19 protein-coding genes are annotated in these 22,348 nt (G+C 68.7%); 10 read left to right on the top strand and 9 right to left on the bottom strand.

The features are described from left to right. The first annotated feature begins 38 nt into the window (after window positions 1-38). The 4 genes from V5F68_RS02040 to V5F68_RS02025 all read left to right on the top strand — a co-directional run bounded on the left by V5F68_RS02040 (window position 39) and on the right by V5F68_RS02025 (window position 6,246). Window positions 39-2,246: an alpha-ketoacid dehydrogenase subunit alpha/beta gene (locus V5F68_RS02040; protein WP_394014698.1), complete on the top strand. Its 2,208-nt coding sequence runs from the start codon at window positions 39-41 to the stop codon at window positions 2,244-2,246. Then, complete coding sequence (locus V5F68_RS02035; protein WP_394014699.1) at window positions 2,243-3,652, top strand: FAD-binding oxidoreductase; 1,410 nt, start codon at window positions 2,243-2,245, stop codon at window positions 3,650-3,652. Before V5F68_RS02040 ends, V5F68_RS02035 begins: the two co-directional genes overlap by 4 nt. 46 nt (window positions 3,653-3,698) lie before the next feature. Beyond that, window positions 3,699-5,300 (top strand): GMC family oxidoreductase, encoded by a 1,602-nt coding sequence (locus tag V5F68_RS02030; protein WP_394014700.1) that lies wholly within the window; start codon window positions 3,699-3,701, stop codon window positions 5,298-5,300. Window positions 5,301-5,367: 67 nt separating this feature from the next. Beyond that, window positions 5,368-6,246, top strand: coding sequence for a LysR family transcriptional regulator (locus V5F68_RS02025; RefSeq protein ID WP_394014701.1), 879 nt, complete (start codon window positions 5,368-5,370; stop codon window positions 6,244-6,246). 4 nt (window positions 6,247-6,250) lie between these two features. On the opposite strand, the gene V5F68_RS02020 is transcribed toward V5F68_RS02025, so the two are convergent. Next, on the bottom strand, window positions 6,251-7,456 hold the full coding sequence (locus V5F68_RS02020; RefSeq protein WP_394014702.1) for a hypothetical protein: 1,206 nt from the start codon (window positions 7,454-7,456) through the stop codon (window positions 6,251-6,253). A gap of 148 nt (window positions 7,457-7,604) precedes the next feature. On the opposite strand from V5F68_RS02020, the gene hemF reads away from it, so the two are divergent. Continuing rightward, window positions 7,605-8,489 carry an oxygen-dependent coproporphyrinogen oxidase gene (gene hemF / locus V5F68_RS02015; protein ID WP_394014703.1) on the top strand — a complete coding sequence of 295 codons (885 nt, stop codon included), beginning with the start codon at window positions 7,605-7,607 and terminating at the stop codon, window positions 8,487-8,489. A 90-nt stretch (window positions 8,490-8,579) separates the two neighbouring features. Beyond that, on the top strand, window positions 8,580-8,792 hold the full coding sequence (locus V5F68_RS02010; RefSeq protein ID WP_394014704.1) for a DUF2158 domain-containing protein: 213 nt from the start codon (window positions 8,580-8,582) through the stop codon (window positions 8,790-8,792). 117 nt (window positions 8,793-8,909) lie between these two features. Here the strand turns inward: V5F68_RS02010 and V5F68_RS02005 are convergent, their stop codons facing one another. Genes V5F68_RS02005 through V5F68_RS01990 form a run of 4 tightly spaced genes read right to left on the bottom strand, consistent with a single transcriptional unit; the run spans window position 8,910 to window position 11,663 of the window. Further along, window positions 8,910-10,127 (bottom strand): CCA tRNA nucleotidyltransferase, encoded by a 1,218-nt coding sequence (locus V5F68_RS02005; RefSeq protein WP_394014705.1) that lies wholly within the window; start codon window positions 10,125-10,127, stop codon window positions 8,910-8,912. Continuing rightward, entirely contained in the window at window positions 10,124-10,384 is a 261-nt protein-coding gene (locus V5F68_RS02000; RefSeq protein WP_348846654.1) for a DUF6111 family protein, read from the bottom strand. The genes V5F68_RS02005 and V5F68_RS02000 overlap by 4 nt, the downstream gene beginning before the upstream one ends. Further along, complete coding sequence (locus tag V5F68_RS01995) at window positions 10,384-11,019, bottom strand: CoA pyrophosphatase (protein WP_394014706.1); 636 nt, start codon at window positions 11,017-11,019, stop codon at window positions 10,384-10,386. The genes V5F68_RS02000 and V5F68_RS01995 overlap by 1 nt, the downstream gene beginning before the upstream one ends. 20 nt (window positions 11,020-11,039) lie before the next feature. Continuing rightward, the gene (locus V5F68_RS01990; protein ID WP_394014809.1) at window positions 11,040-11,663 is read right to left on the bottom strand and encodes a DUF1285 domain-containing protein; all 624 of its coding nucleotides are present in this window, start codon (window positions 11,661-11,663) and stop codon (window positions 11,040-11,042) included. A gap of 215 nt (window positions 11,664-11,878) precedes the next feature. Here V5F68_RS01990 and V5F68_RS01985 point away from each other — a divergent pair, with 215 nt between their 5' ends. From V5F68_RS01985 to V5F68_RS01970, 4 genes are all read left to right on the top strand, one after another. Beyond that, window positions 11,879-12,880 carry an AAA family ATPase gene (locus V5F68_RS01985; protein ID WP_348846656.1) on the top strand — a complete coding sequence of 334 codons (1,002 nt, stop codon included), beginning with the start codon at window positions 11,879-11,881 and terminating at the stop codon, window positions 12,878-12,880. A 10-nt stretch (window positions 12,881-12,890) separates the two neighbouring features. Further along, a complete protein-coding gene (locus V5F68_RS01980; protein ID WP_394014707.1) occupies window positions 12,891-13,820 on the top strand; it encodes a DUF58 domain-containing protein in 930 nt (309 codons plus the stop codon). Beyond that, complete coding sequence (locus V5F68_RS01975) at window positions 13,817-16,678, top strand: DUF4159 domain-containing protein (protein ID WP_394014708.1); 2,862 nt, start codon at window positions 13,817-13,819, stop codon at window positions 16,676-16,678. The genes V5F68_RS01980 and V5F68_RS01975 overlap by 4 nt, the downstream gene beginning before the upstream one ends. 61 nt (window positions 16,679-16,739) lie before the next feature. Continuing rightward, complete coding sequence (locus tag V5F68_RS01970) at window positions 16,740-18,806, top strand: hypothetical protein (RefSeq protein WP_394014709.1); 2,067 nt, start codon at window positions 16,740-16,742, stop codon at window positions 18,804-18,806. A 75-nt stretch (window positions 18,807-18,881) separates the two neighbouring features. Here V5F68_RS01970 and V5F68_RS01965 read toward each other — a convergent pair whose 3' ends face one another. Genes V5F68_RS01965 through V5F68_RS01950 form a run of 4 tightly spaced genes read right to left on the bottom strand, consistent with a single transcriptional unit; the run spans window position 18,882 to window position 22,164 of the window. Beyond that, complete coding sequence (locus tag V5F68_RS01965; RefSeq protein WP_394014710.1) at window positions 18,882-19,247, bottom strand: DUF6968 family protein; 366 nt, start codon at window positions 19,245-19,247, stop codon at window positions 18,882-18,884. Between the two features lie 5 nt (window positions 19,248-19,252). Beyond that, window positions 19,253-20,071, bottom strand: a complete 819-nt coding sequence (locus V5F68_RS01960; RefSeq protein ID WP_394014711.1) for an ABC transporter permease — start codon at window positions 20,069-20,071, stop codon at window positions 19,253-19,255. After that, window positions 20,068-20,985, bottom strand: coding sequence for an ABC transporter permease (locus V5F68_RS01955; protein WP_394014712.1), 918 nt, complete (start codon window positions 20,983-20,985; stop codon window positions 20,068-20,070). Before V5F68_RS01955 ends, V5F68_RS01960 begins: the two co-directional genes overlap by 4 nt. 12 nt (window positions 20,986-20,997) lie before the next feature. Then, the gene (locus V5F68_RS01950) at window positions 20,998-22,164 is read right to left on the bottom strand and encodes an ABC transporter ATP-binding protein (RefSeq protein ID WP_394014713.1); all 1,167 of its coding nucleotides are present in this window, start codon (window positions 22,162-22,164) and stop codon (window positions 20,998-21,000) included. Between the last annotated feature and the right edge of the window lie 184 nt (window positions 22,165-22,348).

The following is a 22,348-nucleotide window of genomic DNA, read 5'->3' as shown; positions in this document are numbered from 1 at the left end:
GAGAACGGCCCGACCGGCCGGTCTTGAGGAGAATGACAATGCCGGACCGCATCGAGCTGCAAGCCGCGGCACCCTGGATCGAGCTGCGCACCACCGAAGCCGACTGGCAGCAGGCAGACCCCAAGCTCCTGGGCGAAATCCTCACCCAGATGAACCTCATCCGCGCCTTCGAGGAAACGGTGCTGGAGCTGGCCGGCGAGGGCCTGGTGCACGGCCCGGCCCATTCCTCGGTCGGCCAGGAGGGCGGCGCCGCCGGCTCCATCGTCGGTCTGCGGCCCGGCGACCAGGTGAACGGCTCCCATCGCGGCCATCACCAATTCCTCGCGAAAGCCCTCGCCTATATCGCCCCCGGCATCGATCCGAAGGCGGATTTCCCGAAAGGCACCGAGCCGCTGCTCTACCAGTCGCTGGCCGAGATCCTCGGGCTGGAGCCGGGCTTCGGCCACGGGCGCGGCGGCTCCATGCACCTGCGCTGGGGGGAAGCCGGCGCCATCGGCACCAATGCCATCGTGGGCGGCGGCGTGCCGCTCGCGGCGGGCGCGGCCATGGCCCACAAGCTCGCCGGCACGGGCGACGTCGCCATCACCTATTTCGGCGACGGCGCGGTGAACATCGGCGCGGTGCTGGAGACCATGAACCTCGCCGCCGCCTGGAACCTGCCGCTGATGTTCTTTATCGAGAACAACGGGTATGCGGTCGCGACGACCGTGGCCGAGGCGACGCGCGACCCGCGCCTCTCCGGCCGTGGCCCGGGCTTCGGCATTCCCTCCTGGCGGGTGGACGGCATGGACCCGTTGGCGGTCCATCTCGCGACCCAGGAAGCCCTGGCCATCATGCGATCGGGCCAGGGCCCAACCGTGATCGAGGCCGAGGTCTATCGCTATTTCCACCAGAACGGCCCCTTGCCCGGCTCGGCCTTCGGCTATCGCACGAAGGAGGAGGAAGCCTCCTGGCGCGCCCGCGATCCCATCGACCGCACCGGCCGCGCCTTGGTGAAGCGGGGTGAGCTGAGCCAAGGCGATCTGGACGCGCTGCGTGAACGCTGCAAGGCGCTGATGGGCGAAGTCGCGGCCCGCCTCGTGGAGCCGGACGGCAACCGCCGCCGCATCCAGGCGGCGCTCTGGCCCGACGTCGGCTTCGTGGATACCGGCATTCGCGGCGACCTGTCCGAGCTGAAGGACAAGCGCGCGGAAGAAGCTTCGACCTTCACCGGCGCCACCACCGAGCGCAAGTTCGTGGATGCCATCGCCGACGTGCTTCACCGCCGTTTCGAGACCGACGACAAGCTGGTGATCATGGGCGAGGACATCCATCGCCTGAAGGGCGGCACCAATGGCGCCACACGCGGCCTTGCCGCCGCCTTTCCCGGCCGTGTATTCGGCACCCCCATCAGCGAGGGCGCATTCGCCGGCCTCGCAGGAGGGCTTGCCATGGACGGACGCTACCGGCCGATCATCGAATTCATGTATCCCGACTTCATGTGGGTCGCCGCCGACCAGGTGTTCAACCAGATCGGCAAGGCGCGCCACATGTTCGGTGCCGATGTTGACGTGCCGCTGGTGCTGCGCACCAAGATCGCCATGGGCACCGGCTATGGCTCCCAGCATTCGCTGGACCCGGCGGGCATGTTCGCCACCTCGCCCGGCTGGCGCATCGTCGCCCCCTCGACCCCGTTCGACTATGTGGGCCTGATGAATGCGGCCCTGGCCTGCAATGATCCCGTGCTCGTGATCGAGCATGTGGACCTCTACCAGACCATGGGGACGATCCCGGCCGAGGACCTCGACTACATCATCCCGCTCGGCACGGCGCGGGTGGTGCGGGAAGGCAACGACCTCACCATTCTCACCTATTCGGCCATGGTCGCGCGCAGCCGCGAAGCCGTCGAGCAACTCGGCGTCGATGCCGAGATCATCGACCTGCGCACCCTCGACCGCGCCTCGCTGGACTGGGACACGATCGGCGAGAGCATCCGCAAGACCAACAATGTGCTGATCGTCGAGCAGGGCTCGGTGGGCACCTCCTATGGCAGCTTCCTCGCCGATGAGATCCAGCGTCGCTACATGGACTGGCTCGACCAGCCGATCCAGCGCGTCACCGGAAAGGAGGCTTCTCCCACCATCTCCAAGGTGCTGGAGCGCGCCGCCTACGCCGGCACTCCGGAAGTGATGGACGGACTGGCCGTGACCATGGCCGCGCGCGGCACGCCGCTTTCGCCGGCCGCATTGGCGCAGGCCGCATCATGAGCAATGCGAACGACACCCACGCGGCGCTGCTGACGCGCCTTTCGCAGATCGTCGGCCCCGCCGGGCTCATCACCGGCGAAGCCGACATGGAACTCTACGCCATCGACTGGCGGCGGCAGTTTCCTGGCAAACCCCTGTGCGTGGTCCGCCCCGCATCCACGGCCGAGGTCTCTGAGGTTGTTCGGGCCTGCGCCGAGGCGGGCGCGGCGCTCGTGCCCCAGGGCGGCAATACCGGCCTTGCGGCCGGCGCGGTGCCCGATGCCTCGGGCGCCCAGGTGGTGCTCTCCCTCACCCGTATGAACGCCATCCGTGGGCTCGACCCCATCGGCATGACGATTGAGGCGGAGGCCGGCTGCATCCTCAAGGTGGCGCAGGACGCCGCCGCTGATGCCGGCCGCCTGCTGCCGGTGAGCCTTGCGGCGGAAGGCTCCGCCACCGTCGGCGGCATCGTCTCCACCAATGCCGGCGGGGTGAATGTGCTGCGCTATGGCATGACCCGCGCGCTGGTGCTGGGCCTGGAAGTGGTGCTGGCCGACGGCACCATCGTCAACGGCATGCGGCGCCTGCGCAAGGACAATGCGGGCTACGACTGGAAGCAGATCTTCATCGGCAGCGAGGGTACGCTCGGCATCGTCACCGCCGCCATCCTGCGCCTCGTGCCGCGCCCCAAGCACACGGTGACGGCGCTGCTGAGCGTCCCCTCCCCTGCCGCCGCTCTGCATCTGCTGGACCTGGCGCAGGACGAATTGGGCGATTCCATCTCCGCCTTCGAGCTGATCTCCGCCCAATCGTTCGATCTGGTGCGCCGTCACGCCGGCCTGACGCCGCCGATCGCCGCCGGCGACTGGTTTGTGCTGATCGAGGCCGGCGCGAGCCTTTCCGGCCTGCGCGAGGCGGCGGAGAGCGCGCTTTCCGCAGCGCTGGAACAGGAGATCGCGCTCGACGGCGTGGTGGCGGAATCCGGCGCCCAGGCGACCCAGCTCTGGGCGCTGCGGGAGCACATTTCGGAAGGCGAGGCGCGCGAGGGCAAGAGCCTGAAGCACGACGTCTCTGTGCCCATCACCGACATTCCCGCCTTCCTGGAAGCGGCTGATGCCGCGCTCGCGGCCGGCGCGCCGGGCGCGCGGGCCAACGTGTTCGGCCACGTGGGCGACGGCAACCTGCACTACAACGTGCTGGTGGACGCCAGCCACGACGGCGCCGCCATCAACCGCCTCGTGCACGATGTGGTCGCCAGCTTCGGCGGCTCCATCTCCGCCGAGCACGGCATCGGCCAGTATCGGGTCGAGGAACTCCTGCGCCGCCGCTCGGCGGAGGAGATGGCCCTGTGCGCGACCCTGAAGGGCGCCCTCGATCCGCACCAGCGGCTCAATCCCGGAAAGGTGCTGCCGGTCCGCGCGCCCTGAGCGCGGGCCGGGGCCCCATCAAGAAGAGACCCCAAAGGGGGATGGCATGGAAACGTTCGACTACATCATCGTCGGGGGCGGCACCGCCGGGTGCATCCTCGCCGCGCGCCTCTCGGAAGACCCCAAGCACAGCGTGCTGCTGCTGGAGGCGGGAGGGCCGGACAACGGCTTCTGGATTCCCATCCCCGCCGGTTTCTCCAAGCTTCTGAGCGGTGCCGCGTTCAACTGGCGCTTCACCACCGAAAAGGAAGAGAACACCGGAAACCGCGAGATCGTGGTGCCGCGCGGCAAGGGTCTCGGCGGCTCCACGCTCATCAACGGCATGATCTATGTGCGCGGCCAGCCGCAGGATTATGACGGCTGGGCCCAGCGCGGCGCGACCGGCTGGAGCGCCGCGGACGTGCTGCCCTATTTCAAGAAAATGGAGACCTTCGCCGCGCCGGGCGCCGACCCCTCGCGCGGCATCTCCGGGCCGCTGAACGTGGTGCGGGTGGCCGAGCGGCCGGTGCTCTCGGAGGCCTTCATAGAAGCCGCCGAGGAAGCCGGCTATTCCCGCAACCCGGACTATAACGGCCCCGACCAGGCCGGCTTCGGCTATTATCAGGTCAACCAGAAGGACGGCCGGCGCTGGACCGTGGTGGACGCCTATCTGCGCCCCGCGCTCGGCCGGCCGAACCTGAAGGTGGTCACCCACGCCCATGCGCTGAAGCTGGAATTCGACGGCCGCAGGGCGAGCGGCGTGCGCTATCGGCTGGGCTCGCGCGATGTGGTCGCGACCGCGCGCGGCGAAATCCTCCTCACCGCCGGGGCGGTGCAGTCGCCGCAATTGCTGGAATTGTCCGGCATCGGCCATCCCGACACGCTCGCCGCCGCCGGCCTGCCGGTGTTCCATGCGCTGAGCGGCGTCGGCAACAATTACCGCGACCATTTCGCCACCCGCATGAATTGGCGGGTGAAGTTGCCCATCACCCTCAACGAGCAGACGCGCGGCCTGAAGCTGGCCCGCGCGGTGGCGCAATATTTCCTCACCCGCACCGGCATCCTCACCCTCGGCACCGGGCTCGCCCATGGCTTCGTGAAGACCCGGCCGGAACTGGAAACCCCCGACATCCAATATTTCTTCATGCACGCAAGCTATGCCAACGCCGCCGATCGGGCGCTGGACCACCTGCCGGGCATGACCATCGGCGTCACCCAATTGCGCCCGCAATCCGTGGGCTCGATCCATGTGAAATCGGCGGACCCGTTCGCGCAGCCCTCCATCCGCCCGAACTTCCTGGCGGTGCAGGAGGATTGCGACAGCCTCGTCGGCGGCATGAAGATCGCCCGCGCCATCATCGCGCAGAAGGCCATGGACCCCTACCGGGCCTATGAGATGAACCCCGGCCCGGATGTGCAGAGCGACGCGCAATGGCTGGATTTCGCGCGCACCACGGGACAGACCATCTACCACCCCATCGGTACCTGCGCGATGGGCACGGGCCCCTCGGCCGTGGTGGATCCGCGCCTGAAGGTGCATGGGCTCGACGGGCTGCGGGTGGTGGATGCCTCGATCATGCCCACCATCGTCTCGGCCAACACCCAGGCGGCGGTGATGATGATCGCGGAGAAGGCCGCCGACCTTATCAAGGCGGACGCGAAGGGCTGACATCCGCGATCGATTGGGCACAGGCGCCGTCCTGCGCTAGGCTCCCGCGTCGCTATTCCGGTGCCGCATGGACACGATCTGGCTCGAAGACTTCCTGGCCCTGCTGGACGAAGGCAGCTTTTCCCGCGCGGCGGGCAAGCGCGCGGTCAGCCAATCCGCCTTCAGCCGGCGCATCCGGGCCCTGGAGGATTGGGTCGGCGTGCCGCTGGTGGAGCGCACCACCCATTCGGTGCGCCTGACGGCGGCGGGCGAGCGCCTGCGGCCGGTAGCGGAAGAGACGCTGCGGCGGTTGCATCAAGGCCGGCACGAGGCCCTCGTCGCCGCCCAGGCGAGCGGCGCGGCCATCCGCTTCGCCGCGACCCACGTGCTCTCGCTCACCTTTTTCCCGCCCTGGCTGCGCGACCTGGAGGCGCGGCTCGATTCCCCGGCCACCTTCGAGCTTACCGCTGACCACATGGTCGCCTGCGAGAACCTGATGGTGGAGGGCAAGGCCCATCTGCTTCTGTGCCACCATCACCCGGCGGCACGCACGCGCCTGGAGGAGCCGGCTTTTCTCTCCACCACCATCGGCGAAGACCGGCTGGTGCCTGTGGGCACCCCGGCACGCGTGCGGGTCGGCGGGCCGTATCTCGCCTATGCGCCCACATCCGGCATGGGGCGCATTCTCGCCGCCTCGGGCGTGGCGCGCCGCGACGGCGGGGAACCTGCCTTCACCTCGCATCTGGCGGGCGTGCTGGTGACGCTGGCGCGGGACGGGCGCGGCATCGCCTGGGTCCCGCTCAGCCTCGTTGCCGCCGATCTGGAAGCCGAGCGCCTCGCCCGTGCCGGCAGCGCGGACGATCAGATCGCCATGGAGATCCGCCTGTTCCGTCCGCGCGCGCGGCAGAATGCGGCGGTCGAGGCATTGTGGGCGGCCGCGTCGGGAAAGGTCGGTCCCGCCGCCTGAGGCGCTATTTCGCCTTTACGACGATCTGCCAGTTGGGCGGAAAAGTCACCGTGACGTCCTGCTTGCCGATGAGATGCGCATAGCCGCGCCAGTTGGCGGCGAACTCCGTGGGCTTGCGCTCCGCCAGCGGCGTCGTCACCGCCTGGAAGACGAATTGCAGCAGCAGCAGGCCCGCGGGCAGGCGGAGCCACCGTGCGCCGGGGTCCGCCACCAGGCTCGCCCAGATGAAGGCCGCCATCACCGAGGGGATGAAGAAATAGCGGTCCGCATTGGGCGCGTTCAGACTGTCGATCGCATTGGCGAACTTGTGGGCGGTCGCGAACAGGATCATCAGCCCGAAGCCGAGGCAACCGGCGCGCAGCACGCGGTCCCGGCCGAAGATCAGGCTGCCCAGCAGGGTGACGACGAACAGCAGGCTGAGCACCGAGACGGGGCCCGTGCACTGGACCATCCAGCGCAGCAGGAAGGTGCCCAGCGCCAGCGGAAAATCCCGAACCGTCCCCGCCACGTCCACCATGACCGCTTGGCGGGTCATGAAATAAAGCTGCACCAGCGCGCCCGCCGCCGCGATCGCCACCAGCGCCGCGCCGTGCCGGTCGCGCGCACGCCAGCACCGCACCGCGCGCACCGCCCAGAGCGGCGCACTCAGCACCATGAACGGCCCGGTGAGGGCCGCCAGCACCATGAAAGCCAATTGGCTGACACGCACGAACCGGCTCTCGGGCACCGGCGAGAGCGCGATCACCGGCAAGGCGCACGCCATGATCCATTGCAGATTGGTGGGAGTCGCCCAAACCTCGCCCGTGTGGGGCACCACGACCATCAGCAGCGCAAAAGCCAGGCCGACCGCGCGCCGCTGCACCGAGACGCACACGAGCGCGGCGGTCCAGGCCGAAAAGGCAACGCTGGCATAGGCGTAGAAGGCCGGTTGCACCTTGTAGGGAAGCAGGGTGGCGCTCGCCGCGATCAGCCGCGGGATCAGGTGCAGATAGCCCGCATAGGGCTCCAGGAACGGCCGGTAGAAGGGTTCGGAATAGGCCGCGTTCCAGAAGACCAGCCCGTCCTCCGCCCAGAAGGCGGGCGCTGCCAGATAGGGATTGGCCCACGCATACAGGCCAAGGGCGAAGAGGCAGAAGGTCGCGGCGAACAGCGGCCGCGCGTCCGTGCGGGCGCTCGTTCCGGTCTGCACCACCACACCTGGTCGCGCCAATGGCCCCATGCTTCGCCCCCACCCTCCACCGCAGATATCATGCGGGGGGACGGCATCAAACATTCATGGAGCCGCAGCGCCAGCCGTCATGCGTTGAACTTGCGAGCGCTCTGGCGCAGAACGGGGCGTCGTCGCGCAAGGAACATCCATGCTCCCATCCGATATCGAGGATCGCAAAGCCCACGCCCGCGCCTGGTTCGAGGAGCTGCAAGGCCGCATCATCGCCGCCTTCGAGGCGCTGGAGGCGCAGGCGCCCGCCGCGCTCTATTCCGGGCCGTCGGCGACCTTCGAGCGCTCGCCCTGGAACCGCACCGATCACAGCGGCGCACCGGGCGGCGGCGGCACCATGGCGCTCATGCGCGGGCGGCTGTTCGAGAAGGTGGGCGTGCACACCTCCACCGTGTTCGGGGAATTCGCCCCCGAATTCCGCGCCCAGATCCCCGGCGCGGCGGAAGATCCGCGCTTCTGGGCCTCGGGCATCTCGCTGATCGCGCACATGGCGAATCCCCATGTGCCGGCCGTGCACATGAACACGCGCTTCGTCGTCACCACCAAGAGCTGGTTCGGCGGCGGCGCCGATCTCACCCCGGTGCTGGATCGCCGCCGCACCCAGGACGATCCCGATACCATCGCATTCCATGCGGCGATGGAGGCCGCGTGCGCCCCGCATGCGGTGGCGGACTATGCCCGGCTCAAAGCCTGGTGCGAGGAATATTTCTTCCTCAAGCACCGCAACGAGCCGCGCGGCATCGGCGGCATCTTCTACGACTGGCTGGACAGCGGCGATTTCAGCGCGGATTTCGCCTTCACGCAAGATGTGGGCCGCGCCTTCCTGGACATCTACCCCCGCCTCGTGCGGGACAATTTCGCGACGCCCTGGACTGGGGACGACCGGGAGGAGCAGCTGGTGCGACGCGGGCGCTATGTGGAATTCAACCTGCTGTACGACCGGGGCACCATCTTCGGCCTGAAGACCGGTGGCAATGTCGCCTCCATCCTGTCCTCCATGCCGCCGGTGGTAAAATGGCCTTAAATTGCGGTTTGCGGCGCTTCGCCTCGGCTGTGTGATGGCACTGTCATAGAAGCCGTTTAGGCGGAGGGCATCTGTTGAGGAGATGCTGCAATGGCCTTCGCGCCCGGTGAAATCGTTCAACTCAAGTCCGGCAGCCCCGCTTTGACCGTCATCGCCGTCGAAGGCGAGATCGTCGAAGTGCTGTGGTTCGCTGAGGAAGTGGTCGAATTCCGGACTCAGAAGCTTCCGGCGGTCGCCCTCGACGCGCTGGAGATCGAGGAATTCGATCTCGACGAAGACGAAGAAGAAGACGAAGAGGACTGATTGCTGATCGGGCGCTTCGCCCGGCAGGTCACGTACCGTGCAGCATTGGACATGCCGCATTCGACACCGTGCGGTGCTCGAGCTGGAAGGCCCTTCCCCGGAAGGGCCTTTTTCGTTTCAGGGGCGGGCGAGCGCCATCAAGGCGCGCAGGCTCTGCGCGTCGGCGGGAAAATCCGCGGCGATCCACGCTTCTTCCATGCGGGCCAACGCGGCGCCAAGCGCCGGGCCCGGCTTAAGTCCCTGGGCGATGAGATCGGCGGCGCAGAAGGGCGCGGCCGGCACCGGCCAGGAGCGAGCCAGAGCCAGCAGCGGCGCCACCTCCCCGCTCGCCCAAGCGCCGTGCGCCGCACCCGCCAGGAGCCGATCCTCGAACGCGGGGCGCCCGAGCCGGTAGATGGCGGAGCGCGCCTGCCGCGCGTCCATCGCCTCCCCCGTCGCGCCCGCCATGCCCTGGAGCCGCTTGAACGCCTCGTTGGACAGGCGCAGCCGCTCGCGCAGCCGCGCCGCATCCTCGACAATGCGCACAGCCAGGACGCCGAGGCGCCGCACCGCATCGGACGGCTCGCCGAGCGCGGCTTCCAATGCCGCGAGGCGCTCAAGGGAAATGAGGTCCGGCACGCCGGCCAGGATGGTGGGCAAAAATCCGGTCTCGCTCATCAGCCGCACGGTCGGCGCGGCATCCGGCACGGCGAGCAGCTTCAGCAATTCGCTTCCGATACGCTCACGCGACAACCGTAGGATGCCCGCCCGCAGACGGATAGCGGCGGAGAGCGCCGCCGCATCCATGGGCCCGTGCCCATAGGCGGCATGGAAGCGGAACAGGCGCAGGATACGCAGGTGATCTTCGCGGATGCGGGTTTGCGCCTCCCCGATGAAGCGCACCCGGCCGTCCCGCAGATCGGCGAGCCCGTCCACAAGGTCGATCACCTGGCCCTGGGCGTCCGCATAAAGCGCGTTCATGGTGAAGTCGCGCCGCGCGGCGTCGGCTCGCCAATCGCGGCCGAAGCGCACCACCGCGTGGCGCCCGTCGGTCTCGATGTCCTCGCGCAGGGTGGTCACCTCGAACGGCGTTCCGTCTGCGACCACGGTCACCGTGCCGTGGGCAAGGCCGGTGGGCACCGCCTTCAGCCCCGCGTCGCGCGCGCGACGCATGGTCTCCTCCGGCACGGCGGTGGTGGCGAGATCCACTTCGCTTACCGGCCGCCCCAGCAAGGCGTTGCGCACCGCGCCGCCCACCACCCGCGTCTCCTCGCCCGCGCCATCCAGCGCGCCGAGCACCCGGCGCAGCGGCGCGGCCGTGAACCAGGCGGCATCGGCGAGCGAAGGCGCGCTCATTCGAAGCGACCTGGAACGAGCACCCCGTCCTTCACCTCGGCGGGGATATAGCGGGTGCCCGGCGGGGCGCCGCGCCCATGCTCGAACGCGAGCAGGCCGAGCGCCATCAGCGCGATGGCGATGACCGACAGCACCCCCATCATGCGCGGCGACCATTCCGCCGGCAGAATGGAGCCGCGCGTCACCAGCAGCAGCAGGGCATAGAGAACGAACGGCGTGAGAAACAGGCCGCCTTCGATGAGGAGGGTGCGCAGCATCAGCCATAGACCCGATCGTACAGATTGCGCAGGATTCCCGCCGTGGCGCCCCAGATGAAGCGCTCGCGATAGGGCATGGCATAGAAATGGCGCAGCACGCCGTTGCGCTCGCCGGACTGCCGCAGATGGTTCGCCGGCGTCATCAGGAAGGCGAGCGGCACCTCGAAGGCCTCCTGCACCTCGCCGGGATTGAGCGTCATCTCATAATCGGGGCTCAGCCGCGCCACCACGGGAGCGATCCAGAAGCCGGTGCTGGAGAGATATCCGTCGAGAAACCCCAGGGGCTCGATGAAATGCGCGGCGATGCCCACTTCCTCATTGGCCTCGCGCAGCGCCGCCGCCACCTCGTCCTTGTCCTGCGGGTCCACCCGCCCGCCTGGAAAGGCGATCTGGCCGGCATGGTGGGAGAGGTGGGGCGAGCGCAAGGTCAAGAGCACGCTCGGCTCCGCCCGCGCGACGATGGGCACCAGCACGGCGGCGTGGCGCGGCGCGCGCCGGGGCAGAACAGAGGCGGGATCGGCGGCCAGCGCGTGGTCCCCATTGAGGCCCGCCGCGCTCTCCTCGGAAAAGGGCGGCGGCGGCGCGTGCCGCAGCCGGGTCTGCGCCCGGGCCCAGAAATCTTCGAACGTGTCCATGCGCGTCTTCAGCAACTCCGTCATGTCGAGGCCCGGTCCAGTTCGGCCGCCGCCATCATGGGATAGAAGCAGCCGCCGGAGGCGATCCCGAACATGGGCACGCCCTCGACGTCGCGCACCTCGCCCCGCTCCACCAGATCCACGAACGCGGCGCGGGTGAGGCGCGCCTCCAGTCCGCGCCGAACATGGAGGTAGGGACGCACTTCGCCAACCCCCTCGCCGGGTGCGAAGCGCAAATCGTGGCCGGGGCCGCAGCGCACGATGTCGTCGAGATTGGTGCGGAACACCAGCACCTTGCCCTCTTCCGCCTGTTCTTCCGCGAAATCCACCGCCAGGAACGGGGCGTCCTCCACCGTCAGCCCCACCTTCTCCGCCGGGGTCTTCAGCACGAACCGCCCATCCTCGCGCGTCAGCACGGAGGCGAACAGCCGCACCAGGGCCGGACGGCCGATCGGGGTACCAGCGTAGAACCAGGTGCCGTCGGCGGCGATGCGCATGTCGATATCGCCACAGTCCGGCGGATTCCACAGCTCCACCGGGGCCGGCCCCCGCCCGCCGGCAGCGGAAGCGGCCGCCATCAGGGCGTCGAGCCGCCCCGACCCGCCGGGCGCGGAGGCGATCTGTGCCAGCACCGGGGACGGCATTTGGGGCGCTGCATCGCGGCTGTCTGTCATGGGCTCCTCGCGATGAGTTGAGCATGCGAACTTGTGCGTATGCGAAGCTGTGGTTCGACGCGGCGCAAACATATCGTAAGCTGGTCGTTCCGGCCTCCGCGAACTTTAGCGTCGGGAAGGTGGATTTGCGGGCCTCGTCTTGCCGTCTTTGGGCGGGAAGATGCCTCGCCAAAGGAGAAGCGTGGATGTCGGCAGCAAGCGAGACGTTCGATCTGGACCAGATGATCATCCGCAATGCGGAGGCCGCCGCGGCCAGCGTGCGCACCGCCCGCAATGCCATCGCCTCGGTGATTTTCGGCCAGGAAGCCGTAATCGATCACGCCCTTATCACCATTCTCGCCGGCGGACACGGGCTTCTGGTGGGCGTGCCCGGCCTGGCCAAGACCAAGCTTGTGGAAACCATGGGCACCGTGCTCGGCCTCGATGCGCGCCGCGTCCAGTTTACGCCGGACCTGATGCCCTCCGACATCCTCGGCGCCGAGGTGCTGGAGGAAAGCGCCGGCGGCAAGCGTGCGTTCCGCTTCATCCGAGGGCCCATTTTCGCCCAACTTCTGATGGCGGACGAGATCAACCGCGCCAGCCCGCGCACCCAGTCCGCGCTGCTGCAGGCCATGCAGGAATACCATGTCACCGTCGCCGGCGAGCGGCACGACCTGCCCAAGCCCTTCCACGTGCTGGCCACCCAGAATCCGCTGGAGCAGGAAGGCACCTATCCCCTGCCGGAAGCCCAGCTCGACCGCTTCCTGATGGAAATCGACGTGGATTATCCCGATCGCGATGCGGAACGCCGCATCCTGTTCGACACCACGGGCGCGGAAGAAACCAAGCCGCGCGCGGCCATGAGCGTGGAAGACCTGCTCACGGCCCAGCGCCTTGTGCGCCGCCTGCCGGTAGGCGATTCGGTGGTGGAAGCCATTCTCACCCTGGTGCGCTCGGCGCGTCCCAATGCGGAAGGGCCGGAGCAGAAGCTGATCGCCTGGGGCCCCGGCCCGCGCGCCTCGCAGGCGCTGATGCTGGCGGTGCGCGCCCGCGCGCTGCTGGATGGGCGCTATGCCCCCTCGGTGGACGATGTGATGGCGCTCGCCGAACCAGTCCTGAAGCACCGCATGGCGCTGACCTTCTCCGCCCGGGCGGAAGGCGAAACCGTGCCGCGCATCGTGCGCCGGCTCGCCGGCCGGCTGGGCTGAGGCGCCGCGCGTGGAGGACACCACCCAGCGCTCGGTCGAGCGCGCCTCGCAGGATTCCGCAGCGCTAGCGGCGGCCATGCCCCGCCTTGTGCTGGAGGCCCGCCGCATCGCCTCCAGCGTGCAGCATGGGCTGCACGGCCGCCGGCGGGTGGGGACAGGCGAGAATTTCTGGCAGTACCGCCGCTTCACGGACGGCGAACCGGCGGCGCGGGTGGATTGGCGCCGCTCGGCCCGCGACGATCTCTTGTATGTGCGCGAGCGCGAATGGGAAGCCGCCCACACGGTGTGGATCTGGCCCAATCTCTCGCCGTCCATGGACTATGCCTCACCACGCCTCGCACCGAAACGCGAGCGTGCGCTGGTGCTGGCCTTTGCCTTGGCGGACCTTCTGGTGAAGGGCGGCGAGCGCGTGGGCATGCCCAATCTCATGCGGCCTTCCGCCAACCGGCGGATCGTCGAGCGCATGGCGGAAGCGGTGCTCCACGCCCCCGAGCACCCTGCCCTGCCGCCCGCCTTCAATCCCTCCCCGCTGTCCGAAATCGTGCTGCTGGGCGACTTCTGGAGCCCCACCGAGGACGTGACCACGCGCATCCGCCACCTCGCGGGAACCGGCGCCCACGGCCATGTGGTGCAGGTGGTGGACCCGGCGGAGGAGACCTTCCCCTTTTCCGGCCGCGTGGAGTTCCACGGCCCGGACGACGGCCTCTCGCTCACCGTCGGGCGCGCGGAAACTTGGCGCTCCGATTATGAGGGGCGCCTCGCCATCCATCGCGCCGCCATCCGCGCGGCAGCTGAAGGCATGGGCTGGGCGTTCGCCGTCCACCGCACCGATCGCCCGGCGAGCGAGATGCTGCTGACGCTGCATTCGCGCATGGGCAGCGGGGAAGCGGTCGCGCCCACCGCCGCGGAGCCCGACAGCCTGAGGAGCCCCGCGCCATGATGGGGCTGCCCCTCGCCTTTTCCGCGCCGCTGATCCTCACCGCGTTCCTGGCGCTGCCGCTGCTGTGGTTCGTGCTGCGCGTGGTGCCGCCGAAGCCGCGCGAGATCGTGTTTCCGCCCATCCGCCTGCTGCTCGACATCAAGCCGAAGGAAGAAACACCGGCGCGCACGCCCTGGTGGCTCACCGTGCTGCGCCTGCTACTGGCGGCCCTGGTCATCGTCGCCGCCGCCGGGCCGATCTGGAACCCGCCCGCCGCCACGCCCGCCGCCAGCGGGCCCATGGTGCTGCTGCTCGACCAGGGCTGGCCCGCCGCCGCGAGCTGGGAGGCGCGCAAGGCCGCCGCCGCCGGCTTCATCGACGAGGCGGAAAGCGGGGGACGCGGGGTCGCGCTCATCCCCACCGCAGACGTGCCGAAGGATGTGACGTTGCTGCGCCCGGGACAGGCGCGCGACAAGCTGCGCTCGCTAGAGCCGGTGCCTTATGCCCCGCCCCGCAAGGAGGCGCTGGCGCTGGCCGGCCGGCATCTGGCCGCCGAGCCCGAGGCGGGCCTGATCTTCATCAGCGACGGCGTGGACCTGAAGGCGGACGAAACCCTCTCTGCCGATCTGGCGGCTCTGAAGCCGGCCCATCCGCCGCTGGTGATCTCCGGCGGCGTGGACGCCCCGCTCGCCCTGGCCGCGCCGGAAAATGCCGCCGGCGCCCTCACGGTGAAGGTGCTGCGCGCGAGCGTCGGTGCCGGCCGCGCGGGGCGCGTGGAGGCACGCGACCTGAAGGGGCTCAGCCTCGGCGAGGCGGCCTTCGCCTTCGCACCCGACGCCACCGAGACCGAGGCCCGTTTCGACCTGCCGGTGGAGATGCGCAACGACATCGCGCGCCTGGAAATCGTCGGCCAGCATTCGGCCGGTGCCGTGCAATTGCTCGACAAGCGCTGGCGCCGCCGCACCGTGGGCGTGGTTTCCGGCGCGAGCACGGACACCAGCCAGCCGCTGCTGGCGCCGACCTATTATCTCTCCCGCGCGCTCGGGCCGTTCGCGGACGTGCGCCTCGCCGACAGCGGCGCGCCGACGGAAGCGATCAACCGCTTCCTGGACCAGCGCCTGCCGGTGATCGTGCTGACCGATGTGGGCACCATCCCGCCCGCCACACGCACGCGGCTCGCCCGCTTCGTGGAAGACGGCGGGGTGCTGGTGCGCTTCGCTGGCCCGCGCCTCGCCAATGCGCAGGACGACCTGCTGCCGGTCCATCTGCGGCGGGGCGGACGGGTGCTCGGCGGCTCACTCTCCTGGGAAACGCCGCAGGCGCTCGGCACCCTCAGCCCCGACGGGCCGTTCCGCGACCTCGCCCTGCCCGGCGACGTGGTGGTGACGCGCCAAGTTCTCGCCGAGCCCGACGGCGCGCTCGGCGAGCGCACCTGGGCGGCGCTCAAGGACGGGACGCCCCTCGTGACCGGTGCCCGCTGGGGCAAGGGAGAAATCGTGCTGTTCCACGTCACCGCGGACACCTCCTGGTCCAATCTTCCCCTCTCCGGCACCTTCGTGGAGATGCTGCGCCGCGTGCTCGCACTCGCCGACACCAACGCCCTCACGAGCGAGCCGGCGGCGACCGTGGCCGTGCCCGCTGGCCTCGCTGCCGCGGCCGCGCCGCTCACCGTGGTGCCGCCGAGCCGGGTGCTGGACGGCTTCGGCGCCTTTCATCCGCCAGGCGCGACGGCCCGGCCCATTCCCGCGAACTTCTCCGGCCGCGCTGGTGCCGACCATCCGCCGGGCTTCTACGGCCCCCCGGACGGGCTCATCGCCGTCAACGCCTTGCTGCCGGCGGACCGGCTGGCCCCGCTGGACCTCTCGGCCTTCGGCGCGACGGTGGAACCTCTGCGGGAAAGCGCACCGCGGGACCTGCGGGGGCCGCTGCTGGCCGCCGCGATGGTGCTGCTGCTGCTCGATGCGCTGGCCGTGCTGATGCTCGGCAGGGGCCTCAGCCGGCTCGGGCCGCGCGGCGGCGCCGGCAAGGCGACCGCGAAAGCCGGGACAGCGGCGATGCTCGCCTTCCTCGCCGCGTTCGGCGGCCTCGCGCTGGTGGCGCAGCCCGGTCCCGCCTTCGCCGCCGACGAGGATTTCGCCCTGAAGGCGACCTCCCAGACCCGCCTCGCTTATGTGCTGACGGGCGATGCGGAGACCGACGAAATCAGCCGCGCCGGCCTGGACGGGCTGACCAATTTCCTCAGCGCGCGCACCGCGCTCCAGGCCGGGCCGACCATGGGCGTGGACATCGCCAAGGACGAGCTGGCCTTCTTTCCCTTGCTGTACTGGCCCATTCTCCCCAATGCGCCGGTGCCCACCGCCGCCGTGCTGGCGCGCGTGGATGCCTATATGAAGCAGGGCGGAACGGTGATCTTCGATACGCGCGACGCGCTCGAAAGCCCGCAGGGACCCGGCGCGCCGCTCTCCCCCGCCGCCGCGCGCCTGCGCGAATTGCTCTCCGGCCTCGACATTCCCGAGCTGGAGCCGGTGCCGCGCGATCATGTTCTGACCAAGGCCTTCTATCTGCTGAAGGATTTTCCCGGCCGCTTCGCCGGGGGCACCACCTGGGTGGAAGCCCTGCCCGCCGCGCAGGAGGGCGAGGACCGGCCCGCACGGGCGGGCGACGGGGTCTCTCCCGTCATCATCACCTCCAACGATCTCGCCGGCGCCTGGGCCGTGGGGCCGGATGGCGACCCGCTGCTGCCGCTCACCCCCGGCGAGCCGCGCCAGCGCGAGTTCGCCTTCCGCACCGGCGCCAATATCGCCATGTATGTGCTGACCGGAAACTACAAGGCCGACCAGGTGCATGTGCCGGCGCTGCTGGAGCGGCTGGGGCAATGAGCGCACGCCTGCTTCCCGTTCCGCGCCGCACGCGGCCCGACCCCTCCAGCCAGGGTAGCGCATGAGCTACGGCCTCGCCTTCGAACCGTTTCTGCCCTGGCCCGCGCTGCTGGCGCTCGGCGCCGTCGCAGCCGTGCTCGCCGGGCTGCTGCTGGCCTCGCGCACCCGAGGCGCGGCGTTCCGTGCCCTCGCGCTGCTGGTGGGGCTGCTGGCACTCGCCAATCCCTCGCTGACGCGCGAGGAGCGCGAGCCGCTCTCCTCCGTGGTCGCGGTGGTGGTGGACAAGAGCGCCAGCCAGGATTTCGGCGAGCGCACCGCCCAGACCGAGGCCGCCCGCGCCGCGCTCGCCGAACGGCTCGGCCGCCTGCCGAACATGGAAGTGCGCACCATCGAGGCCGACGCCCGCAATGGCGAGACCGACGGCACCCGCCTGTTTTCCGCGCTCTCCGCGGGCCTTGCCGACGTGCCGCCCGAGCGGGTGGCGGGGGCGATCCTGATCACCGACGGGCGGGTGCACGACGTGCCGGCCGATGCCGCCGCGCTCGGCTTTTCCGCGCCCGTGCACGCGCTCATCACCGGCAAGGCCGGTGAGCGCGACCGGCGTGTTGCCTTCGACAAGGCGCCGCGCTTCGGCATCGTCGGCCAGAAGCAGACCATCACCTTCCGCGTGACCGACGAAGGCGCGCCCGCCGGTGCTCGCGTTCCCGCCACCGTGCGGCGCGACGGCGAGGTGATCGGCACCCCCATCGTCACCGCCGGCCGCACCACCAGCATGGATGTGGAGATTACCCATGCAGGGGCGAACATCATCGAGATTGAGGTGCCGCCGCTCCCCGACGAGCTGACGCTCATCAACAACCGCACCGCCATCTCCATCGACGGCGTGCGCGACAAGCTGCGGGTGCTGCTGGTTTCCGGCGAACCCAACGTGGGCGAGCGCACCTGGCGCAACCTGCTGAAGAGCGACGCCAATGTGGACCTGGTGCACTTCACCATCCTGCGCCCACCGGAAAAGCAGGACGGCACCCCCATCAACGAACTTTCGCTGATCGCCTTCCCGACGCGCGAATTGTTCCAGACCAAGATCCGCGACTTCGACCTGATCATCTTCGACCGCTATTCCCAGCAGGGCGTGCTGCCGCAGATCTATTTCGACAATATTGTGCGCTATGTGCGCGCCGGCGGCGCGGTGCTGGTGGCGGCGGGAACCGATTACGTGGATCCCGGCTCGCTCTACAACACCCCGCTGGAAGCCATCCTGCCTGGCATTCCCACCGGCAACACCACGGAAGCGCCGTTCCGCGCCGCGCTGACCGAGCCCGGCAAACGCCACCCGGTGACGCGCGCCTTGCCCGGCTCGCAGACCGAACCGCCGCAATGGAGCCATTTCTTCCGCGTGATCGATTCCAGCGTGCGCTCGGGCACCTCCGTGCTCGCGGCGCCCGGCGACAAGCCGGTGCTGATCCTCGACCGGGTGGGCGAAGGGCGCGTGGCGCTGCTGCTCTCCGACCATATCTGGCTGTGGGCGCGCGGCTATGAGGGCGGCGGCCCCTATATCGACCTGCTGCGCCGCCTCTCCCACTGGCTGATGAAGGAGCCGGATCTGGAGGAGGAGCGCCTGAAGCTCTCGACTTCCGGCCGCGACCTGGTGGTGGAACGCCAGACCATGGGCGACAGCGTGCCCACGGCCCGCATCACCCCGCCCTTCGGCCCGGAGCGCACGCTGACCCTGTCCCAGGTGGAACCGGGCCTGTGGCGCGCGACCACGCCCGCCGACCAATTGGGCCTGTGGCGCGCCGCCAACGGCACCCTCAACGCTTTGGTGAACATCGGCCCGCTGAACCCGAAGGAATTCGCCGAGGTCACCTCGACCCGCGAGGTGGTGGCGCCGATCTCCGCCGCCACCGGCGGCGGCATGTGGCGCCTCGCCGATCTCAATGGCGGCGTGCCACGCGTCGTCACCATGAGCACCGGCGAGCGCCTCGCCGGCGACGATTGGATGGGGCTGCGCACCCGCGATGTCTCGGTGGTGCGCGGCATCGGCCTGTTCCCGCTGTTCGCGGGGCTCTCCGGCCTGCTGCTGATGCTCGGGTTTATTGCGGCGACCTGGGTGCGGGAGGGACGGTGAGCGGAGGTCCCGAGGCGGTGGCGAAAGACGCAAACCGCCCGCTTGCGGCCCTCCCATCGCGGAGACCGGCGCCGATCAATCCGCGTCGTTCGGCGCTCCCGTGCCCGTTAGATAATAACGATCATCCGCGCCGATCTCGTCGTCGCGCAGATTGGACGGCAAAGGAAAGCCGTAGCCCTTCCAGTCCCCCCAAAAGGCCAGCCGGCCCGGCTCGTCGTGGGCGTTGAAGTAAAGTTCGGTGCCGATCATCTGCATGGCGATGTAAAGCGCCTGCACAGCATCATGGCCGCCCGTCTCCAGGGTGCGCACGCGTTCCGGCCAATGAATTTCGGAGCGGCACGCCCAATAGCCTTGGCGCGGTTCCGGCGCATGGAGGCGCACCGCCACCGGGGTCAATCCGTCCGCTCCTTCTATCTGGAGGATCCGCTCGGCGATGACCATCTCCCTCACCCCCGCACGGCCGCCAGCTCTTCCGCCGCGCGCAGCTTCTCTGCCCTTTTGGTGGCGATGGAGGCGATGATGACTGCGACCGTGACCACACCGATCAGGATCGAGCAGGCGGCGTTGATTTCGGGCGTCACGCCCAGGCGCACCTGGGAATAGATGCGCATGGGCAAGGTGGTCGCCCCAGGCCCGGTGGTGAAGCTCGCGATCACGAGATCGTCCAGCGAGAGCGTGAAGGCCAGCATGAAGCCGGAGAGCACCGCGGGGAGGATCAGCGGCAGGGTGATGGTGAAGAAGGTCTTGAACGGCGGGCAGCCGAGATCGAGCGCGGCTTCCTCCAATGAGCGGTCGAAGGTGACGAGGCGCGATTGCACCACCACCGCCACGAAGCACATGGTGAAGGTGATATGGGCGAGCGTAATCGTCCAGAACCCGCGCTCGAAGCCGATCGCCACGAACAAGAGCAGCAGCGACAGGCCGGTGATGACTTCCGGCATCACCAGCGGCGCATAGGTCATGCCGGAAAACAGGGTGCGGCCGAAGAACCGGCCATAGCGCGTGAGCGCCAGCGCCGCCATGGTGCCGAGCACGGTCGCCGCCAGGGAGGAGATGAAGGCCACGCGCAGCGTGACCCAGGCGGCGTCGATGAGCTGCTCGTTCTGGAACAGCGACACGTACCATTGGAAGGAAAAGCCCGCCCACACCGTGACGAGGCGCGAGGCGTTGAAGGAATAGATCACCAGCAGCAGGATCGGGATGTAGAGAAACGCAAACCCCAGAACCAGCGAGGTGACATTGAACCAGGAGAGGTTCTTGTTCATTTCCCCGCCTCCAATTGGCGCGCCTGGATGTTCTGGTAGATCACGATCGGCACCACCAGCAACAGCAACAGCAGCACCGCCACCGCCGACGAAGAGGTCCAGGAGCGGTTGACCGTGAACTCGGTCCAGAGCGACTTGCCGATCATCATGGTGTCCGACCCGCCCAACAGGTCGGGGATGACGAACTCGCCCACCGCCGGGATGAAGCACAAAAGCGCGCCTGCCGCGACGCCCGGCAGAGACAGCGGGAAGGTGATGAGCCAGAATGCCCGCGCCGAGGGGCAGCCGAGATCCTCCGCCGCCTCCAGCAAGGTGGGATCGAGCTTTTCCAGCGCCGAATAGAGCGGCAGCACCATGAAGGGCAGATAGGAATAGACGATGCCGATATAGACCGCGAGATCGGTATTCAGAATCTCCAGCGGCGTATCAATCACGCCCATGCCCATCAGCGCTTGGTTCAGCAGCCCTTCCGGCGAGAGAATGCCGATCCAGGCATAGACGCGGATCAGGAACGAGGTCCAGAACGGCAGGATCACCAGCATCAGCAGCGTGGGCTGGATCGAGCGCGGCGCCCGCGCCATGGCATAGGCGATGGGATAGCCCACCAGCAGCAGCAGCACGGTGGAGATGGAGGCGATGACGAGGCTGGAGCCGTAGGCGCCGATGAACTCGTTATCGAAGCTCAGTACGTAGAAGTAATTGGCGAAGGACAGCTGGGAGACATAGGCCTTCAGCCCCGCCCAGCCCTGGGAAAGATCCAGCAGCGGCGTATAGGGGGGCGAGGCGAGGATATCCTGGGATAGGCTGATCTTCACGACGATCAGGAACGGCACCAGGAACAGCGCGAGCAACCACAGATAGGGAATGGCAATGACGAGGAGCCGTCCGCTTCCCTTTTCGCCGGCCATGGGCATGGTGCGTCTCCTTCAGCGGGTCAGGACCACGCCGGCGCTCGGCGCGAAGGTGACGAAGACCTTGTCTTCCCAGGAAATCGGCCGCTCCACCACGCGTGACTGATTGGGCAGCGACACCTTGATGCGCGTGCCGCACGGCAGTTCCACATGGTAGATGGAGAGATCACCGAGATAGCCGATGTCCCAGATCTCGCCGGTGAAGCAATTGCGGCTCATGTCCGCCGGCGCATCCAGCGAAATCCGCATCTTCTCGGGGCGGATGGCGAGCCAGGCGGTGTCGCCGGCCGCCGCCTCGACACTCTGGGCGATCTCGATCGGCGCCGGCGTGACGCTGGAGGCGAGGCGCACGTCGCCGTTGGCGCAGCTTTCCACCTTGCATTCCAGCATGTTCACGTCGCCGATGAAGTCGGCGACATAACGCGTGGCGGGCGCTTCATAGATGGTGGAGGGCGGCGCCACCTGCACCAGCACGCCGTTGTTCATCACGGCGATGCGGTCGGCCACCGTCATGGCCTCTTCCTGGTCGTGGGTCACGATCAGGAAGGTCATGCCCAGCTCCATCTGCAGGTCCATGAGCTCGAACTGGGTCTCCTCGCGCAGCTTCTTGTCGAGCGCGCCCAAAGGCTCGTCCAGCAGCAGCACTTTCGGCCGGGTGGCGAGCGAGCGGGCGAGCGCCACGCGCTGGCGCTGGCCGCCGGACAATTGGTGCGGCTTGCGCTGGGCGAATTTCTCCAGCTTCACCAGCTTCAGCATCTCGGCCACGCGGCCGGCGATCTCGCCCTTGGGCATGCCCAATTGCTTGGGCCCGAAGGCGATATTGTCGGCGACGCTCATGTGCGGGAAGAGCGCGTAGGACTGGAACATCATGTTCACGGGCCGCTTGTAGGGCGGCACGCCGGCGAGATCCTGCCCGGCGAGCAGCACCCGGCCCTCGGTCGGCTCCTCGAAGCCGGCGAGCATGCGCATCAAGGTGGTCTTGCCACAGCCGGAGGGGCCAAGCAGCGCGAAGAACTCGCGCTCATAAATGTCGATGCTGACATGGTCGACGGCGGTGAATTCGCCGAAACGCTTGACCACGTTGTCAAACCGGATCAGCGGCGTTGCCGCCGGATCGGTCCATGGCGCGAAGGAGCGTCTCACGGCTCCGATGGTTTGCGTGCGCGCCTTTTCGGTTGCCATCGGCTCCCCCGGTCCGCCTATGCCTGAGGGGGAGGCTAGCATCAATCCGGCGCCGCTCAAGTCTTGTGCACGCGCAAAAAACAGAAGGTGAGCGCCCAAGGAAGCGGCAAATCGCCCATCCGGGTAGGGAGAAGCCGGCAAAATGGAAGGAGATCCCCGCCCTGCATCTGCAGCGGCGCCCGGA

This window comes from Roseixanthobacter pseudopolyaromaticivorans, assembly GCF_043195145.2.
Classification (GTDB): Bacteria; Pseudomonadota; Alphaproteobacteria; order Rhizobiales; family Xanthobacteraceae; genus NCEH01.
This window is presented reverse-complemented; position numbering and strand designations above follow the sequence as displayed.

Coding starts and splice junctions, on each gene's coding strand:
- V5F68_RS01990 (WP_394014809.1), bottom strand. CDS start 11,663: ATGCCGTCCCCGGTGCTGGCACAGATCGCCTCCGCGCCCGGCGGGTCG.
- V5F68_RS01950 (WP_394014713.1), bottom strand. CDS start 22,164: ATGGCAACCGAAAAGGCGCGCACGCAAACCATCGGAGCCGTGAGACGC.
- V5F68_RS01975 (WP_394014708.1), top strand. CDS start 13,817: ATGATGGGGCTGCCCCTCGCCTTTTCCGCGCCGCTGATCCTCACCGCG.
- V5F68_RS02010 (WP_394014704.1), top strand. CDS start 8,580: ATGGCCTTCGCGCCCGGTGAAATCGTTCAACTCAAGTCCGGCAGCCCC.
- V5F68_RS02025 (WP_394014701.1), top strand. CDS start 5,368: ATGGACACGATCTGGCTCGAAGACTTCCTGGCCCTGCTGGACGAAGGC.
- V5F68_RS01955 (WP_394014712.1), bottom strand. CDS start 20,985: ATGCCCATGGCCGGCGAAAAGGGAAGCGGACGGCTCCTCGTCATTGCC.
- V5F68_RS01965 (WP_394014710.1), bottom strand. CDS start 19,247: ATGGTCATCGCCGAGCGGATCCTCCAGATAGAAGGAGCGGACGGATTG.
- V5F68_RS02000 (WP_348846654.1), bottom strand. CDS start 10,384: ATGCTGCGCACCCTCCTCATCGAAGGCGGCCTGTTTCTCACGCCGTTC.
- V5F68_RS02040 (WP_394014698.1), top strand. CDS start 39: ATGCCGGACCGCATCGAGCTGCAAGCCGCGGCACCCTGGATCGAGCTG.
- V5F68_RS01970 (WP_394014709.1), top strand. CDS start 16,740: ATGAGCTACGGCCTCGCCTTCGAACCGTTTCTGCCCTGGCCCGCGCTG.
- V5F68_RS01985 (WP_348846656.1), top strand. CDS start 11,879: ATGTCGGCAGCAAGCGAGACGTTCGATCTGGACCAGATGATCATCCGC.
- hemF (WP_394014703.1), top strand. CDS start 7,605: ATGCTCCCATCCGATATCGAGGATCGCAAAGCCCACGCCCGCGCCTGG.
- V5F68_RS01995 (WP_394014706.1), bottom strand. CDS start 11,019: ATGGACACGTTCGAAGATTTCTGGGCCCGGGCGCAGACCCGGCTGCGG.
- V5F68_RS02030 (WP_394014700.1), top strand. CDS start 3,699: ATGGAAACGTTCGACTACATCATCGTCGGGGGCGGCACCGCCGGGTGC.
- V5F68_RS02035 (WP_394014699.1), top strand. CDS start 2,243: ATGAGCAATGCGAACGACACCCACGCGGCGCTGCTGACGCGCCTTTCG.
- V5F68_RS02005 (WP_394014705.1), bottom strand. CDS start 10,127: ATGAGCGCGCCTTCGCTCGCCGATGCCGCCTGGTTCACGGCCGCGCCG.
- V5F68_RS01960 (WP_394014711.1), bottom strand. CDS start 20,071: ATGAACAAGAACCTCTCCTGGTTCAATGTCACCTCGCTGGTTCTGGGG.